This window comes from Microbacterium pumilum (assembly GCF_039530225.1).
Classification (GTDB): Bacteria; Actinomycetota; Actinomycetes; order Actinomycetales; family Microbacteriaceae; genus Microbacterium; species Microbacterium pumilum.
In genome coordinates this window covers 1,074,543-1,091,222 of sequence record NZ_BAAAOH010000001.1, presented here as the reverse complement: position 1 = coordinate 1,091,222, position 16,680 = coordinate 1,074,543, and the positions used below count along the sequence as shown (strand labels likewise).

Annotated in this window: 10 protein-coding genes; 9 read left to right on the top strand and 1 reads right to left on the bottom strand. The window is 68.1% G+C overall.

Annotation, left to right across the window (positions count from 1 at the left end):
- Positions 1–35 precede the first annotated feature (35 nt).
- The gene (locus ABD188_RS04900; RefSeq protein ID WP_344059087.1) at positions 36–5,771 is read right to left on the bottom strand and encodes a DUF4082 domain-containing protein; all 5,736 of its coding nucleotides are present in this window, start codon (positions 5,769–5,771) and stop codon (positions 36–38) included.
- Positions 5,772–6,074: 303 nt separating this feature from the next.
- On the opposite strand from ABD188_RS04900, the gene ABD188_RS04895 reads away from it, so the two are divergent.
- The 9 genes from ABD188_RS04895 to ABD188_RS04855 all read left to right on the top strand — a co-directional run bounded on the left by ABD188_RS04895 (position 6,075) and on the right by ABD188_RS04855 (position 16,564).
- Positions 6,075–6,674, top strand: a complete 600-nt coding sequence (locus tag ABD188_RS04895; RefSeq protein ID WP_344059085.1) for an acyltransferase — start codon at positions 6,075–6,077, stop codon at positions 6,672–6,674.
- Between the two features lie 59 nt (positions 6,675–6,733).
- The gene (locus ABD188_RS04890; RefSeq protein ID WP_344059083.1) at positions 6,734–6,991 is read left to right on the top strand and encodes a glutaredoxin family protein; all 258 of its coding nucleotides are present in this window, start codon (positions 6,734–6,736) and stop codon (positions 6,989–6,991) included.
- Positions 6,992–7,123: 132 nt separating this feature from the next.
- Positions 7,124–8,392 carry a polysaccharide deacetylase family protein gene (locus ABD188_RS04885; protein ID WP_344059081.1) on the top strand — a complete coding sequence of 423 codons (1,269 nt, stop codon included), beginning with the start codon at positions 7,124–7,126 and terminating at the stop codon, positions 8,390–8,392.
- Positions 8,393–8,418: 26 nt separating this feature from the next.
- Complete coding sequence (gene kynA / locus ABD188_RS04880; RefSeq protein ID WP_344059079.1) at positions 8,419–9,273, top strand: tryptophan 2,3-dioxygenase; 855 nt, start codon at positions 8,419–8,421, stop codon at positions 9,271–9,273.
- Between the two features lie 28 nt (positions 9,274–9,301).
- Positions 9,302–10,285, top strand: a complete 984-nt coding sequence (locus ABD188_RS04875) for a hypothetical protein (RefSeq protein WP_344059077.1) — start codon at positions 9,302–9,304, stop codon at positions 10,283–10,285.
- Positions 10,272–11,537, top strand: coding sequence for a kynureninase (locus tag ABD188_RS04870; protein WP_344059075.1), 1,266 nt, complete (start codon positions 10,272–10,274; stop codon positions 11,535–11,537). The genes ABD188_RS04875 and ABD188_RS04870 overlap by 14 nt, the downstream gene beginning before the upstream one ends.
- A 97-nt stretch (positions 11,538–11,634) precedes the next feature.
- A complete protein-coding gene (locus tag ABD188_RS04865) occupies positions 11,635–13,083 on the top strand; it encodes an MFS transporter (RefSeq protein ID WP_344059073.1) in 1,449 nt (482 codons plus the stop codon).
- A gap of 56 nt (positions 13,084–13,139) precedes the next feature.
- A complete protein-coding gene (locus ABD188_RS04860) occupies positions 13,140–14,924 on the top strand; it encodes an aldehyde dehydrogenase family protein (RefSeq protein ID WP_344059072.1) in 1,785 nt (594 codons plus the stop codon).
- Entirely contained in the window at positions 14,921–16,564 is a 1,644-nt protein-coding gene (locus ABD188_RS04855; RefSeq protein ID WP_344059071.1) for a GMC family oxidoreductase, read from the top strand. The genes ABD188_RS04860 and ABD188_RS04855 overlap by 4 nt, the downstream gene beginning before the upstream one ends.
- Positions 16,565–16,680: the final 116 nt, after the last annotated feature.

Genomic DNA, 16,680 nt, shown 5'->3' with positions numbered 1-16,680 from the left:
GTGTTGAATCTACGAAATCTACCGTTGGCCGGCGATCAATTGTCCGGGTCGAACACGACGTCCACCCAGAACTTGTTCGTGCTCGTCGTCGTGGGGTTGGCGGTGCCGAACCCTGCGATGCCGCCAATCGTGGACAGTGGACCGACGGTCACCGTCGTCGCGAGACCGGACGTGGTCACCGCATAGCGTCCCGAGGCGCTGTAGACGGTGACACGGTACTCGGCGCCGACGGTCAGGCGAACCGGCGTGGAGAGGACGGCGGTCTGCCATCCGGACGCGGTCTCGTTCTGGAAGGTGACCTGCGCCAGGACGGTGCCAGACGCGTTCCGCACGTAACCCGTGTGAGCTCCGGTGTTCTGGTTTCCCTTGTAGAAGCGGATCGTGGTGACGACACCCGCCGCGCTCGACCTGAACCGTGTGCCCGCCTGGTAGCCGAGGACCGCATTGGCGTTGGCATTCGTGGGCGTGCCGGTCGTGAACAGGCTGACCTGATCCGGCTTCGCCATAGTGGTGAAGCTCCACGCACCGTTCGCGACACTGGTTCCGTTGGCCGTGACGGTGGCGGTGTACGTCTTGGTCCAGTCGAGCTGAGCGGTGGGAGTGAATGTGACCACACCGGTCGACGTGTTCAGCGCCGACGTTCCTGCGACGTTTGCGCCGGCGAGGGTGACCTGGATCGCCGCCGTCATTGCCCCGGTCAACGTCGCCGTGACCTTGGCTGTGGCGGGATCGACATTCGTTGCGGCAGATGCCGGCGTCCGAGCTGTGATCGTGGCCCGAGGAAGCGTGGAGAAGGACCACGTTCCACCGCTGATCGCTGCGCCGTTGGCCGTCAGCGTGACCGCGTAGGTCTTGCCCCAGTCATAGGCTGCGGAAGGAGCGAAGGTGACGACTCCCGTCGCCGTGTTGAGGCTCGACGTGCCCGGCACTGCTACCCCGGCCGAGGTGACCGCCAAGGTCGCGGTCGTCGCATTCGTGAGGGTGGCCGATATTGCGGCCGTCGTCGGGTCGACATTCGTCGCCGACGCGGCCGGGGTCACCGAGACCAGTGCCGCAGCCGGCGGCGGTGTGGGACCTGTGGCCCCGAACATCACTTCAGCGTCGACGAAGTAGGCGGAGCCGCTCCACGAGGTCGTCGGGAACCCGCCGCCGGCACCGTAGAAGAAGCGCCCGTTCGTGTCTGCGATCCCGACGATCTTGCCGCTGACCTTGGGGGCGGTGAAGTAACTCGGGGACACCGAGTATCCACCGGACGGTGCGAAGTACGACACCACGTAGGTCTGGCCGGGTACGACATCGACCGGTACCGAGAGCACCGCGCGCTGCCATCCGGAAGCCGACTCGCCCGTGAACGTCACGGTCGCGAGTGACTGGCCCGTCGACGACCACAGCGTTCCGGTGTGCACGCCCACGTTGCCAGCGCCCTTGTAGAACCGGATGGCGGTGACCTTGCCGGCTTCAGTGACCTGGAACGCGGTTCCCAGCTCGACGGGGTCGCTGTCCGCAGCAGACTCGGTCTGCGGTGTCTCAACTCCGAAGAGATTCTGCGTCTGACCTGTCGCCGCCGCATCAGCGGTACTGAATGACCAGGTGTCGAAGGTGGCACCCGAGACGCGAACCGTTGCCGTGTACGTCGTCGCCGCCGAGAGGTCCGCTGCCGGATCGAACGTCAGGCGCTTGGTGACGGCGTCATACGCGCTGGTGCCCTGAATGGACGTCGTGCCGGCCTGGAGAGAGAGCGTCGGAGACGATCCAGCCATGTCACGGTCGAAGGTCGCGGTCACGTTCGCGTCGAACACGACACCTGCAGCATCGCGGGCAGGCGAAGTCGACGTGAGCTTCGGCACATCCGCGGCGGCCATGAACTCGACGTCGACGAAGTAGTTCGTCGCGTTCCACGAACTGTTCGGCATCGTTCCGCCGGCGCCATACCGGTACTTGCCGTTGTTGACCGTCTCGGTGGTGAGTGGTCCGCTCGTGATCGGCGATGCAAAGCCCGCGGGCGTATAGGAGTAGCTGCCGTTCGGAGCCAGGTACGACACCGTGTAGGTGGTGTTCGGGGTGATGGACACCGGGACGGCGAAGACCGCACGCTGCCAGCCCGTCGCCGATTCGTTCGCGAAGGTCACCTGGGAGAGCAGCTCACCGTTCGGGCCCCACAGCGAACCGACGTGGGTTCCGCTGTTACCGGGGCCTTTGTAGAACCGCACGGCGCGGACGGTGCCGGCGGCAGACGAGCGGAAGGACATGCCCAACTCCACCGAAGCCGTGTCGCCCGCCTCTGCAGCGACCTGCGGCGTCAGGTTGCCGATCAGGGTGATGACGGGCTGTGAGTTCGCCGCGACCACGGTGAACGACCAGGACGCATTCTGTGCCGCGGCGCCGGAGGTGCCGGTGACGTTCGACAGCGCGACCGCGATGGACGCGCCGGCAGGCAGGGCCGCAGCAGGCTGGAACTTCGCAGTCCGCGAATCCGAAGACAGCGTCCAGGTTCCGGCGACTGTGGCGCCGTTAGCCTTCACCGTCCCGGTGAAGCCGCTGGTGATGGGCAGGTTGTAGGTCGCGTCGATGCCCGTGTCAGCTGCGACATCCACGGTTCCGGACGCCGGCGTCGTCGCCACCAGAGTGGGACCCTGGGCCCCGGTCTGCAGCACCACGTCGACGAGGTAGTTCGTCGGTGACGAGGATCCGGGGAAGCCGTCCGCGTACGTGAATGCACCACCGTTCGCAACGACTGTGAGCGGTCCACGCGTGTACCCGCCGCTGTACTGTCCCAGCGTCGCCGAGTATCCACCCTCCGGAGCCAGATAGGACGCGACGTACGTCTGGCCCGCGGTGACCGCGATGGGCGTCGAAAGCACGGCCGTCTGCCACCCATACGACGACTCGTTCGTGAACGTCACCGACGCCAGCTTCGTGCCGCTCGCGCTCCACAGTGCGCCGTTGTGCGCTCCGGTGTTGCGCACACCCTTGAAGAACTTGACGGCAGTGATCGTCCCGTCGACCGTGGGAGTGAACTTGACGCCGAGCGTCACCAGAGCGGTGTCAGTGTCTGAGTCGACCACCGGCCGAATGCTTTCGGAGAAGAGCGAGCACGGGCATGTTCCCACGGGCAGGTCGGCCGCCTGCGTGGTAAAGGTCCAGCCGGAGTTCGCCGCAACGGACACACCACTGGTGTCGGTGGCGGCAAGCGTCACGGTGTAGGCCGTCGCCGGCGCGAGCGTGCCGGTGGGCTGGAACGTGGCGGTCTTCGTCGGGGCGTCGTAGCTCACAGACCCGGGCACAGCTGTGCCCGACGCATTCTTGACCGTGATGGCGATCGATGCAGGCGCTGCGGCACGCGTGAAGGTTGCGCTGACCTTCGTGTCGAGCGCGACGCTGGACGACGAGGGGAGCGGTGTCCGGCTGGCGACGCCGAGCGGGGAGTTGTCGGTCGCCGTGAACAGCGGATCGACGAAGTAGTTGGAGTTGCCCCAGGTGTTCGTCGGCAGTGAGCCGGCCGACCCGTACAGGCCCGGACTGGCCGCACCTACCGCAGGCGTGACCGTCAACGGTGATGAAGCCTTGGCCTTGTAGGGCCAATAGTCGTCGACGTAGGCGTAACCACCACGCGGGGCGGTATACGAGACCACATAGTCGGTGCCGCCGACGATAGCGACCGGTGCCGTGAACTGCACCGTCTGCCATCCGGTGGCCGTCTCGTTGGCGAATGTCGCTGTGGCGAGGCGAGTGCCGGAAGTCGTCCACAATGACGCCACGTGCGTACCTGTGTTCGCGGATCCCTTGTAGAACCGAGCTCCGGTTACGAAACCATCGACGCTCGCCGAGAACCGCAGGCCGACCTCGACCGCCGAGGTGTCGGTCGCAGAGGGAGTCGCGGGCACCTCGGCGCCGTAGACGGACGCCGGTCCGGTGACCGTGACCGCGCGACTCGTCCCGGTCGAGGAGTAGTTGCCGCTGTCATCGATTCCACGTGCGAGCACGGACGACTGCCCGTACCCCTGCTGGATGTACGTGTAGGTCCAGTTGGTTGTGCCGGTGGCTGCGTGCCACGTCGAGCCTCCGTCGACCGACACCTCGACCCCGGCGACGACACCGGCGGCATCGGCGGCGGTACCGGTCATCGTCACTGCGGTGCCGTGTGCAATCGACTGGCCGGCTGTGGGCGTCGTGATGACGGTGGTGGGTGCCGTCGTGTCCGTGCTCTTCGCAGCCGCAGAAAGTCCGCTCATCAGAGTTCCGGGCTGTGCCCCCATATCGGCGAAAAGGTTCACCTGGGCCTGCTGCATGCGGACGTCGGCAGCTGCTCCATCTCCATCGTGTGTCTGGTCGAGCCCCCAGCCCCACTGGATGCTCGCGGACGAGAACACGAGAGCGCCGCTCGACGCGCGGTAGAGGGTGACGTGATGCTGAGTCGTGCCCGGTACCACAGTGCTCCCGTAGTCCGTGAGGTACTGCGGCACTGCTCCGGTCGTCGTCGAGAGGCGCACCAGGCCGGCGGGCCGGTACCCGTTGTCGACGTCCTCGTTCGACTCGTAGCCGACCGTGTGCGGGGCGAGCGCCGCGCTCGCGCCCGATGCGAGGGATGCCAGTGCGGTGTTGCGCCAGAGTCGGGTCTTTCCCTCGGCGCTGTTCACCGTCACCGCCAGATCGTCATTGTTGACCTGGAACATCGTGCCGGAGAGGGCGTTCTCGGGCAGATGCCCGCCCTGCGCAGCGGTCGCGAACCGCGGGTCGCGCCACGTGCCGGTCCACTCTGATGAAGGATCGATCTTCGCGTTGGCCCACGTCTCCTTGTACGAGACGAGGGTGCGATAGGGCGTGTTCGATCCGTCGACCGAGTTCTCGTACCGGGTACGCCAGTACGCTTCGTTTCCGGTGAGGAACTGGAGGTTCACGCCGGCATCTCGGGCGGCCATGATGTTCGCCCGCTGCGCTCCCGAGACATATTCGTCGTGTCCGACCGACATGAACACCTTGTGGTTTCGCAGTTCGGCACCGCGACGATCCGTGTCGATTCCCGCGAGGTAGCTCACGTCGTAGCCGTTGCGCTCCATGAAACGCACCGTGGCGTACTCGGAGCTGAAGTAGAAGTCCCGCCCCTGGTCGCTGCCACGTGTCGCGAACGGCCTGTTGTAGCTGATCTTGTAGGCACGATTGTTCGCTGCACCCTGGTAGAAGTCCGAGCCGCCGTACTTGTTGTATGCCTGCCAAGTGGGGTCGGATGTCTGGAAGAGCACGTCGGACGTGCTGCCGTCGTTGCGGACGATGAAGATGATGTGGCTGGCGCCGCCATCATCGGCGCGGGTGAGCTTGGCCACGTAGACGCCGGAGACTGCGTCAGCCGGCACGTTCCACGAAGCGGACACCTTCCACGTGCCACAGTCATAGAGCTCGGTGGTGACATCCGAGATGCACTGCGGCTGAGCCTGCGGCAGCGTCGCGGAAGGGGAAACCGAAGTGATCTTGCGCGCGCCCAGACCCTGGTACCAGCCAGTCCGGTAGATGTCGATGGAGTAGGCGCGGGCGTTGGTGTCGATCTTGAAGTCGATCTTCTGCCCGGCGTTGACACTGATGTCGGTCGCAAACCCCTGGATCGAGGAATCACCGGCACCCTCGATGTCCCAGACATCCGGGTCGGTGCCCGGCTTGGAGTTCTCGCACACGATCGGGTTTATCGTCGCGCCGCAGGAGCTGCCGGCTGCCGTGGCAGGTGCGGCCGGCTGGACCACGATGAACGTCGTGGCGACGAGCGCCGTCAACGCCACCATGGCGAGGCTTCTCAGCCTTCCCCCATTGCGATTCGTTCCGACAGCGTCGACAGTCGACTTGCGCATGCTTCCCCAGTTCCCATACGGGTGCACAGCACACGCCCCACGCGCGCACATGTCTAGAAGAGATCCTGCGCACGCGATGAATCCCCAGTGCGCGCCAGAACCTCTACTCCCCGCTCAGGAGTGTACCGTCAACGCCGACCCGCGTCATCCGCTTATCCAGGCTCGGAAGCCGAATCCGCCCCAAATCTTGATCGTATGCTTGGCAGACCCTGCAGGTGCAACCGGAAGGCCCCGAACATGACCGCATCCGAGACCGCTGTCGTCCAGGCGAGCGCCGATGTCGCCGAGTCGGCCGAGATCGGCGACCGCACGCGGGTGTGGCACCTCGCACAGGTGCGCGAGGGCGCAAAGATCGGTGCGGACTGCAACATCGGGCGCGGGGCCTACGTCGGCCCGGATGTCGTGATGGGAAGCGGCTGCAAGCTGCAGAACTACGCGCTCGTCTACGAGCCCGCCCGGCTCGGCGACGGCGTCTTCATCGGGCCCGCGGCGGTGCTGACGAACGACGAGTTCCCGCGAGCGGTGAACCCCGACCTCACCCCCAAGAGCGCCGACGACTGGCACGCCGTCGGAGTCACGATCGGCACAGGCGCGTCGATCGGCGCCCGGGCTGTCTGCATCGCTCCCGTCACCATCGGCGAGTGGGCGCTCATCGCGGCCGGCGCGGTCGTGACCAAGGACGTCCCTGCGTTCGCCCTGGTCGTCGGAGTGCCGGCCCGCAGGATCGGCTGGGTGGGCACTGCGGGGCACCCACTCGAGCGCGACGGTGATGACTGGGTATGCCCGGTCTCAGGCGGCCGCTATAGCGAGGCAGAGGGCATCCTCAGCCCGCTCTGACGCTCCGTGGGTCGGAGCCGCTCGGCATCCGCCCAGCATCCATGCGGGAGAATGGAGGCATGACGTCCCCCTCCACGATCACGATGTTCGGCGCCGACTGGTGCAGAGACTGCGTCCGCACCAAGCGGCAGCTCGATGGCCTCGGAATCCAGTACACGTACGTGGATCTGATGCAGGACCCGGATGCCGCAGATGTGGCTCGGGAGATCTCCGGCCGGACGAGCATCCCCGTGGTGGTGTACCCGGACTCGTCCCATCACGTCGAGCCCTCCAACGCCGACGTCGAAGCCAAGCTCCGCGACCTCGCCCTCCTTTAGCAGCGACCCGGCCCACCGCCGTCGTCCGTTGCTGATCGCGCCCTAGCGGCATCCCCGCATCTGCCGCAGTAATATCCGTGTACGGCGCCGTACCCGCCGGGACGAGCGGCGCCGATCCGGAGGCATGGGGGCATGAGCGCTGGTACCGGCAGCCGCGCGCGTCGACGAGCGGCCATATGGGTCGCGGTCGGGGTCGTCGCCGCGGTGACGATCGGCGGTGGCGCGTTCGCCGCGGCCACCGGTGGGATGAAACCCGCGGCCCAGCCGTCGGCATCGCTCGCCCCGGAGATGGACGACGCGATTCAGCCGTCAGCGTCACCCATTGACATGACGGATGCCGCGGGCCGGCCCTCGGCGTCGCCTGCGACCCCGCCGACTCCTCGAACTCCGCCGACTCCGCGTCCGACGCTGACTCCCACTCCGAGCCTAACGCCCTCGCCCGCCCCGACCCCGCTGACAGCGTCCGAACGGCTGCTGACCACCACGGACGATCCCGCCGCCTGCGCCGTCACCTTCGACGGCGCCGAGATCAACGATGCCCCCATGCTGCAGACGCAGGGTTCGCTGTACTCGGGTCTGCCGATCCCGGACCGCGTGGACGCGGTCTTCGCGGGGTGGTACGCGACGCGGGCGGATGCGGCAGCCCGCACGATCGCCGCACGGGTGAACGGGTCGGAGCTCGTCGAGTGCACCGATCAGGAGCGGACGCTCTACGGCGCGTGGACCACAGTGGACGCGAACGTGGCAGAGGACGCGCGCATCCCGATCATGATGTACCACCAGTTCACGACACGGCCGGAGGGCGAGAACGGCTACCTCCGCGGCAACTGGGCCTACATCGGTGACTTCGACGCCCACATGAACCACATCGCGACCGGGGGCTTCTATCTGCCGACGTGGGACGAGCTGAGTGCGTTCATCGACGGCCGGCTGTGGCTGCCGAGCCGCTCTGTCATCATCACCGACGACGACTGCGACCTCAGCTGGCTGCAGCTGGCGCTGCCGATCGTCGTCGACAAGCACCTCCTCAGCACGGCGTTCTGCATAACGATCGACGGCACGGGTCCCTCGCCATCGATGTACGTGCAGCAGCGCTCGCATACGCACGACATGCATCGTCCCGGCGCTGACGGCGAGGGGCGGATGGTGAACCTTCCGGTTCCCGACATCGTGGCGGACATGGAGGCTTCAGCGGCCGTTCTGGGCGTCAAGCAGGTCATGGCGTACCCGTTCGGCCACTACAACGACACGGCGAAGGAGGCCCTTCGTCAGGCGGGGTGGGAGTTGGCACGGACGGTCGAACCGGGTTACGTGACGATCGGCACCGACAAGCTCACCCTGCCCTGCGTCCGCATCGACTACGGCATGGGGCTCGACGACGTGATCAACCTCATCGGCTGAGTGGGCCGCTCAGTAGAGTTGCCTTCGTGACCGAAGGCGTCGAACGCAACACCAGGACGATAGAAGAGACCGTCGTCACGGACTTCGCCGACCGCATGAGCTACGGGGGCTACCTCGACCTTGAGACGCTGCTGTCGGCGCAGCGGCCCCTCAGCGATCCCGAGCACCACGACGAGCTGCTCTTCATCATCCAGCACCAGACCACCGAGCTGTGGCTGAAGCTCGTGCTGCACGAGCTGTCAGCGGCCTGCGATCTGCTTCGCGACGACAGACTCGCCCCGGCGCTCAAGTGCATCGCCCGCGTGAAGCACATCCAGCGCACGCTCACCGAGCAGTGGTCGGTGCTGGCGACGCTCACGCCGGCCGAGTATGTGCAATTCCGCGGTGTGCTGGGCAACGCGAGTGGCTTCCAGTCCGCGCAGTACCGTGCCGTCGAGTTCACGCTCGGCAACAAGAACGCCGGCATGCTGCGGGTATTCGCCACCGATCCCGAAGCGCACGTGCTCGTGCGCGCGGCGCTGGAGGCGCCGAGTCTCTACGACGAGTTCCTGCGACTTCTCGCCCGCCGGGGCTACGCGATTCCCGCCGCCGTCCTCGACCGTGACGTCACCACAGCGTGGACGTTCACACCGGAGCTCGTCCCGGTGCTCACCGAGATCTACACCGACCCGCAGGCGCACTGGGCGGCATACGAGACCTGCGAGGAGCTCGTCGACCTCGAGGACAACTTCCAGCTCTGGAGGTTCCGGCACCTGAAGACGGTGGAGCGGATCATCGGGTTCAAACATGGCACCGGGGGATCGAGTGGCGTGCCGTTCCTGCAGAGGGCTCTCGAGCTCACGTTCTTTCCCGAACTGTTCGCCGTGCGGAGCGCGCTGTGAGCGCGGGGCTGCGAAGGCGGCGCATCGCATGAGCCATGCCGATCTCTTCGCGGTGCAGGCGCTGCTCGGCGACAGCGCCCTGCCCTGCCGACGCGCGATCACGGGCGAACACGGCATCTCGCTGCCGCCGTTCATCGACCATCACGTGCACCTCCACCTCATCGACGAGCACCTTCTCGCCGCGGGCGGGATCGCCGGGGTCGTCGATCTGGGCGGCGACCCCGTCGAGCTCGCGCGACGCGAACCGGATGGGATGCCGCGAGTGGCATATGCCGGCGCGTTCCTGACGACCAGCGACGGGTACCCGTGGGGCCGGCCTTGGGCCCCCGACGCGATCGTGCGCGAGGTGACCGATGCATCGCGCCATCCGGGTGTGCGAGGCGGAGCCAGGACCGCGGTCGACGAGCAGGCGACGTTCGGGGCATCGCTCATCAAGCTCTCGCTCAACGCAGAGTTCGGCCCCGTCTTCGATCCACCCACACTCGCCGCGATCGTCACGAGTGCGCACGAGCGCGGGCTCTCGGTCGTCGCGCACGTCGAGGGCGACGGGATGACGCTGCTCGCGCTCGATGCGGGCGTCGATGTGCTCGCGCACACACCGTTCACGGAAGTCCTCGACGCCCAGCTCATCGCCCGGGCGGTGAGCGCGGATCAGTGCTGGATCTCGACGCTCGACATCCATCAGGGTGACTCGAACGCCGAGGCGACCGCGCGCGCCAACCTGGCGGCGTTCGCGGCTGCGGGCGGCCGCGTCTTCTACGGCACGGACCTCGGCAACGGCGAGCGACCCGTCGGCGTCATCGTCCGCGAACTCGCCGCGCTGCATGACTGCGGACTGCGCGGGCCTGACCTCATCGATGCGTTGACCGACTCTTGGCCGGGCGTCGATGTGTCGACAGCGATCGCGACATTCGTCGCCGGCGACGCACCCGCGACGATCGACGACATCCCGGAATGGCTGGGTGGCGCCACCGTCGTTCCTGCCGAGGAGCTCATCCATGACGCCCACTGACGCCGCCGTGGTCGATTCGCTCGAGGCCGAGGCTTCCGCTCTCGACGGGTCCGACCCGCTGCGGCGATACCGCGACGCGTTCGTCGGGTCTGAGACATCACTCGTCTACTTCGACGGCAACTCACTCGGACGCCCGCCGCGGGCGAGCCTCGACCGGCTCTCGGCCTTCGTGCGAGACGAATGGGGCGGGCGCCTCATCCGCGGCTGGGACGAGTCGTGGATGCGGCTGCCTTTCACGATCGGCGACGCGATCGGGCGATCGGCCATCGGTGCCGCACCCGGCCAGACGGTCATCGGCGACTCGACGACGGTGCTGCTGTACAAGCTCATCCGCGCCGCGTTCGATGCGCAGCACAGCGCCGACCCCGGCCGCGTCGAGATCGTCGTCGACCGCGACAACTTCCCCACCGACCGCTATCTCGTCGACGGAATCGCCCGCGAACGCGGCGGGCGCGTCCGATGGGTGGACGTCGACCTGGCCGCGGGCGTGACGGCAGAGGCGCTGGCGGAGGCCGTCGGTCCTTCGACGGCGGTCGTCGTGCTGAGCCATGTCGCGTACCGGTCGGGCTATCTCGCGAATGCCGCCTCTCTCACCCGCATCGCGCACGACGCCGGTGCGCTCATCCTGTGGGATCTCTGCCACTCGGCCGGCTCGGTGCCGGTCGAGGCGGACGCCTGGGGCTTCGACCTCGCCGTCGGCTGCACCTACAAGTACCTCAACGGCGGACCGGGCTCCCCCGCATTCGCCTACGTCGCGCATCGGCACCAGGCCGCGCTCGCGCAGCCGGTTCAAGGATGGATGGGCACCGCCGACGTGTTCGCGATGGGCCCGGACTATCGCCCTGCCGACGGGATGCGCCGGTTCCTCTCGGGCACCCCGCCGATCGTCGGCATGCTCGCGATGCAGGACACCCTCGAGATGATCCAGGATGCCGGCATCGACGCGATCCGCGCGAAATCCGTCGCTCTCACCGAGTTCGCGCTGCGCGTGTGCGATGCGCTGCTGGCTCCCCTCGGCGTGAGCGTCGCCTCGCCCCGCGACGCCGCATCCCGCGGCGGGCATGTCACGCTCTCCCACCCCGAGATGCGGGCGGTGACGGCTCGCTTGTGGGCGGATGACGTCATTCCGGACTACCGCGATCCCGCGGGTCTGCGGATCGGCCTTTCACCCCTCTCGACGAGCTTCGCCGAGACCTACCGCGGGCTGCTCGCCGTGGCGGATGCGGTGCGGGCGGACGACGCCGGTCGTTGAGCGCCCTTCGACCCGCTCAGGGACCGCTTCGCGAGACGAAGCGCACTCACTCCACAGCCGCCCCAAGACGCACTCGCACCTCACCTACACTGGCGCGATGAGCACTGCCGCCCCCTCGCCCGCGGACGTTCGTCTTTCGAGGGGCACGATCGCCCGGTACGCGACCGGCTCGCTCGGCACCGGCGGCTTCGCCACCCTTCCAGGGCTCGTGCTGGCGTACTACCTGACCGACTCGCTCGGCGTCGCAGCGCTCGTCGCCGGCCTGGTGATCACGGTCGCCAAGGTCTGGGATGTCATCATCGATCCGATCATCGGCGCCTTGACCGATCGCGACCTCGCCCGGCACGGTACGCGACGCCGGCTCATGCTGATCGGCGCGCTGGCTCTGCCGGTGCTCTTCGCGCTCACCTTCGCCGTGCCGCCCTCGCTCGGCCCGGTCGTCGGGGCGGTGTGGGTGTTCTTCGCCTTCACGCTGACCGCGACGGCGTTCAGCCTCTTCCAGGTGCCCTACATCGCGCTTCCGGCGGAACTGACCCCGAGCTACGACGAACGCACTCGCCTGCTGACCTGGCGGGTCGTCGTGCTCACCTTCGCGATCCTGCTCTTCGGAGCCGGTGGACCGGAGCTTCGCGGGATCACCGAAGACCCCGTGCTCGGCTATCTCATCATGGGCATCGTCGCCGGCGTGGTGATCGCGGTCGGGATGCTGGTCGCCACCACCGTCGCACAACGCCCGGTGACGTGGGCCGGCGGCCCTTCGACAGGCTCAGGGACCGCGGGCTCAGGGACCGCGGGCTCAGGGACCGCGGGTTTACGGACCGCTGCGGGCGAGCAGACCGAGGGCGGCGGCATCCGCGAGCATTATTCCAACGGCATCCGGGGACTGCGGCGAAGTCTCGCCTTTCGCGCACTGCTGTCGACTTATCTGCTGCAGGCACTCGCGACGGGGCTCATGCTCGCCGGCGCCCAGTACGTCGCGACGTGGGTGCTCCATTCCGAGCAGGCCGTCACGTTCCTCTTCGTCGCGCTCATCGCCCCCGCCCTGTTCGCGGCACCCGGGTGGGGCGTTCTGGCCCGTCGCATCGGCAAGGAGCGCGCTTTCTCGATCGCGAGCGTCTTGTTCGCCTGTGCCGCATTGACCATCCTCGGCACGCTCTGGGCGCCCGGCGCCTGGATCTATGTGCCGGTTGCGGTCGCCGGTGTCGCGTATGCCGGGATGCAGTCGCTGCCGATGTCGATGCTCCCCGACGTGATCTCTCATGACGAGCGCACGAGCGGACCCGGCCAGGCGGGCTCGTTCAGCGGTGTCTGGACGGCGGGCGAGACCATCGGGTTCGCCCTGGGGGCGACCACGCTGTCGATCATTCTCGCGGTCACGGGATACGTCTCGTCGACGGCAGCAGAGACCGTGACCCAGCCTTCTGCCGCCATCACGGGCATCGTCGTGAGTTTCAGCCTGGTACCCGCCGTGCTGGTCGGACTCAGCCTCCTCACGCTCGCCCGCTACCCGCTGCGCCGCACCGACATCGAGTCCCGCACCCAGTGAGATCGGGTCTCGCCCGTGAACGTAGACTGAGACTTCCCGCCCGAAGGAGAGCGCCCGTGTCAGAGGCCCCCACGGCTGTATCGGCCCAGCCCCGCACCCCCGACACCGCACTCAGCCAGACAGAGCGCGACGCGATCGACGTGGCGATCGGCGATCTGGGCCTGGGCGCGAAGACCTGGGTCCACCTCACTCTCGAACAGCGCGCGCGGCTCATGGAGCGGCTGCATGCCTCCGTCACCGCCGTCGCCGCCGAGTGGGCGGATGCCGCAGCCACAGCCAAGGGCCTCGAGCCCGGGCATCCGCTTCGTGGCGAGGACTGGCTGGGCGGACCCTACGGCGTGCTCACGGCGCTGACGGCGTATCGCTCGACCCTGCTGAAGCTGGCCAGAGGCCAGAGCCCCCTGACGGACGTGAAGACGGATGCCGCGCCCGGCGGTCGTGTACGAGCCCACGTCTTCCCGCTCGGCGCCACCGATGGCATCTTGCTGTCGGGCTTCACCGGCGAAGTCTGGTTCGAGCCCGGAGTGACGGCGGAAGAGGCGCGCCGCACTGCCGGTCTCGGTCAGCTCGCGCCGACGACATCCGGTGGCGTCGGTCTGGTGCTCGGCGCCGGCAACGTCACCTCGATCCCCGTGCTCGATGTGCTCTACGAACTGCTGTCGGGCAACTGCGTCAGCCTGCTCAAGCTCAACCCCACGCAGGACCCGCTGCTGGCGGTCTTCGAGCGCGCGCTCGCGCCGCTCATCGAGCCCGGCTTCGTCCGGATCGTCCGAGGGGGCGGCGAAATGGGCGCCTATCTCACGGGTCACCCCGCGATCGAGCATGTCCACATCACCGGCGCCGCACCCACGTTCGAGACGATCGTGTGGGGACCGTCGACAGGTGCAGGGGAGGCGGCGACCCTCCAGCGCAAGCGCGAGAATCGTCCGAAGCTCGAGAAGCCGATCACCGCCGAACTCGGCGGTGTCTCGCCGATCATCGTCGTGCCGGGCGTCTGGACCGAAGCGGATCTGCGATTCCAGGCCGAGCACATCGCGACGATGCGGCTGCAGAACGCCGGCCACAACTGCATCGCCGGCCAGGTCGTGCTGATGAGCTCCGACTGGCCGCAGCGCGATGCCTTCCTCGACGCCCTCCGAACGGCGTACCAAGCGGCCCCGCGTCGGTCTGCCTGGTACCCGCGCAGCACCGAGAAGCTGGCCGGCGCGGCATCCGACTATCCCGACGCGACATGGTTCGCAGAGGGCACCCGCGCTCTCGTCGTGATCGGGGCGGATGAGGACGCCACCGCAATCGAGACCACCGAGTACTTCACCCCCGTGCTGGGAGTCGTCTCGCTGCCGGGCAACGGCCAGGAGTTCCTCGATACGGCGGTCGCCCATGCCAACGAGAAGCTGACCGGCACGCTCGGCGCCAACGTGCTGATCGATCCCCAGACGCAGGCCGCGCTCGGCGACGGGTTCGACAACGCCATCGCCGCACTGCGCTACGGCTCCATCGCGATCAACGCCTGGTCGGCGTTCGTCTACTTGACTCCGACCCTGACCTGGGGCGGGTTCCCCGGCGCGACGCTCGACGAGGTCGAGAGCGGAATCGGCGTCGTGCACAACGCGCTGCTGCTCGACCACGTCGAGCGATCGGTGACGCACGGGCCCTTCCGCCCGTTCCCCCGCTCGGTGTCATCGGCGTTCGGCGCCGGCCGATTCTCGGTGCTGCCGAAGCCGCCGTGGTTCGTCAGCTCGCGCACCGGCGCGAGGGTGAGCGAGGGCTTCACCCGGTTCCAGATGAACCAGGACTGGGTGAAGCTGGTCGCCACGCTCACTCAGGCGTTCCGCGCGTGAGCCGGCGCGTGGCTCCGCTCGCGGCCGACTACATCGTCGTGGGCGCAGGCTCAGCCGGCGCGGTGGTGGCGGCACGCCTGAGTGAGGACCCCCACGTGTCGGTGCTGCTGCTCGAGGCGGGCCCGCCCGACTCCGCGCCTCAGCTGCACATTCCGGCGGCATTCACGAGCCTGTTCCGCGGTGCGTACGACTGGAACTACGACACCGTTCCGCAGTCGCACCTCGAGAACCGCACGATCTTCTGGCCGCGCGGCAAGACGCTCGGCGGCTCGTCGTCCCTCAACGCGATGATGTGGGTGCGCGGCTTCGCGGCCGACTACGACGAGTGGGCCGAGACAGCGGGCGAGTCCTGGTCGTGGAAGTCGCTCGAGCACTATTTCCGCCGTGTCGAGCGCACCGAAGACGCCGCGCACGAGACGCAGGGCACCGACGGCCCGCAGTCGGTGGAGCGCCAGCGCGACCCGCGGGCGCACACCGCGGCGTTCCTCGACGCCGCACGCGAAGCCGGGCATCCGGTCACCGCGGCGAACCTCCCGGAAGGACAGGGCTTCTCGCAGACCATGGTGTCGCAGCGGCGCGGCGCCCGTGCGTCGACCGCGGACGCATACCTCCGACCCGCGAAGGACCGGCGCAACCTGCGTGTGGTCACCGGGGCGTTCGTGCGGCGCGTGACTTTCGCCGCGTCATCCGGCACGTCCGGAGAGGAGCCGCGCGCGATGGGTGTGTACGTCGAGATCGACGGCATCACCGTGCACGCCGCCGCCCGGCACGAGGTGATCCTCTCCGGCGGCGCCGTCAACACTCCTCAAGTGCTCATGCTGAGCGGCATCGGACCGGCCGATCATCTCGCCGAGCACGGCATTGCGCTCGTGGTCGACGCACCCGGGGTCGGCTCGAACCTGCAGGACCACCTCATCGCGGGCCTCGCTCCGCAGGCCCTCGGCGGCACCCTGTTCACGGGCGCGAGTGCACCCCAACTCGCGCGCTACCTCACGACCAGGCGAGGGATGCTGTCCTCCCCTGTCGCCGAGGCGTATGGATTCGTCCGCACCGCGGCCGCCGAGGGCGCGGGCGTGCCCGCCGGTCTGCCCGACGTCGAGATCCTCTTCGCCACAGCCCCCTACGTCGGCCAGGGCCTCGTGCGGCCGCCGGACGAGGGTCTCACCATCGCCGCCATCCTGCTGCGACCGCGGAGTCGCGGCACGATTCGGCTCGCTTCCGCCGACCCGTTCGAAAAGGCGGTCATCGACCCGGGGTACCTCACCGATCCCGAGGGCATCGATGAAGCCACGATCCTCGCGGGTATCGCCGAGTGCGAGCGGCTCCTCGACACCGAAGCCCTGCGCGCCGTGACGACTGGACGCTGGGTACTGCCGGAAGACGGCGAGCGGATGACGCCTGCCGAACGCGCTGAGCTCTCACTGCGTCGCTACTCGCACACGATCTACCACCCGGTCGGCACCGCGCGGATGGGTGCGGATGCCGCATCCGTCGTCGATCCCGACCTCCGGGTGCGAGGAGTCTCCGGGCTGCGGGTTGCGGATGCGTCAGTCATGCCCACGGTCGTCCGCGGTCACACGAATGCCGCCGCGATCGTGATCGGCGAGGTCGCCGCCGACCGGATCAAGGCGTCGCGCTGAGCCTGTCGGTCGTTGAGCGAGAGAGCGCAGCGACCGGGACGAAACGCGCCGAACCACCCGACGCGTTTCGTCTCGCTGCGCTCGCTCAACGACCGGGGAGTGCCGAAAGGGCGGAC

Bases quoted from the DNA above. Each gene is read 5' to 3' on its own strand.
- ABD188_RS04895 (WP_344059085.1), top strand. From the start codon at position 6,075: ATGACCGCATCCGAGACCGCTGTCGTCCAGGCGAGCGCCGATGTCGCC.
- ABD188_RS04875 (WP_344059077.1), top strand. From the start codon at position 9,302: ATGAGCCATGCCGATCTCTTCGCGGTGCAGGCGCTGCTCGGCGACAGC.
- ABD188_RS04900 (WP_344059087.1), bottom strand. From the start codon at position 5,771: ATGGTGGCGTTGACGGCGCTCGTCGCCACGACGTTCATCGTGGTCCAG.
- ABD188_RS04890 (WP_344059083.1), top strand. From the start codon at position 6,734: ATGACGTCCCCCTCCACGATCACGATGTTCGGCGCCGACTGGTGCAGA.
- ABD188_RS04885 (WP_344059081.1), top strand. From the start codon at position 7,124: ATGAGCGCTGGTACCGGCAGCCGCGCGCGTCGACGAGCGGCCATATGG.
- ABD188_RS04870 (WP_344059075.1), top strand. From the start codon at position 10,272: ATGACGCCCACTGACGCCGCCGTGGTCGATTCGCTCGAGGCCGAGGCT.
- ABD188_RS04865 (WP_344059073.1), top strand. From the start codon at position 11,635: ATGAGCACTGCCGCCCCCTCGCCCGCGGACGTTCGTCTTTCGAGGGGC.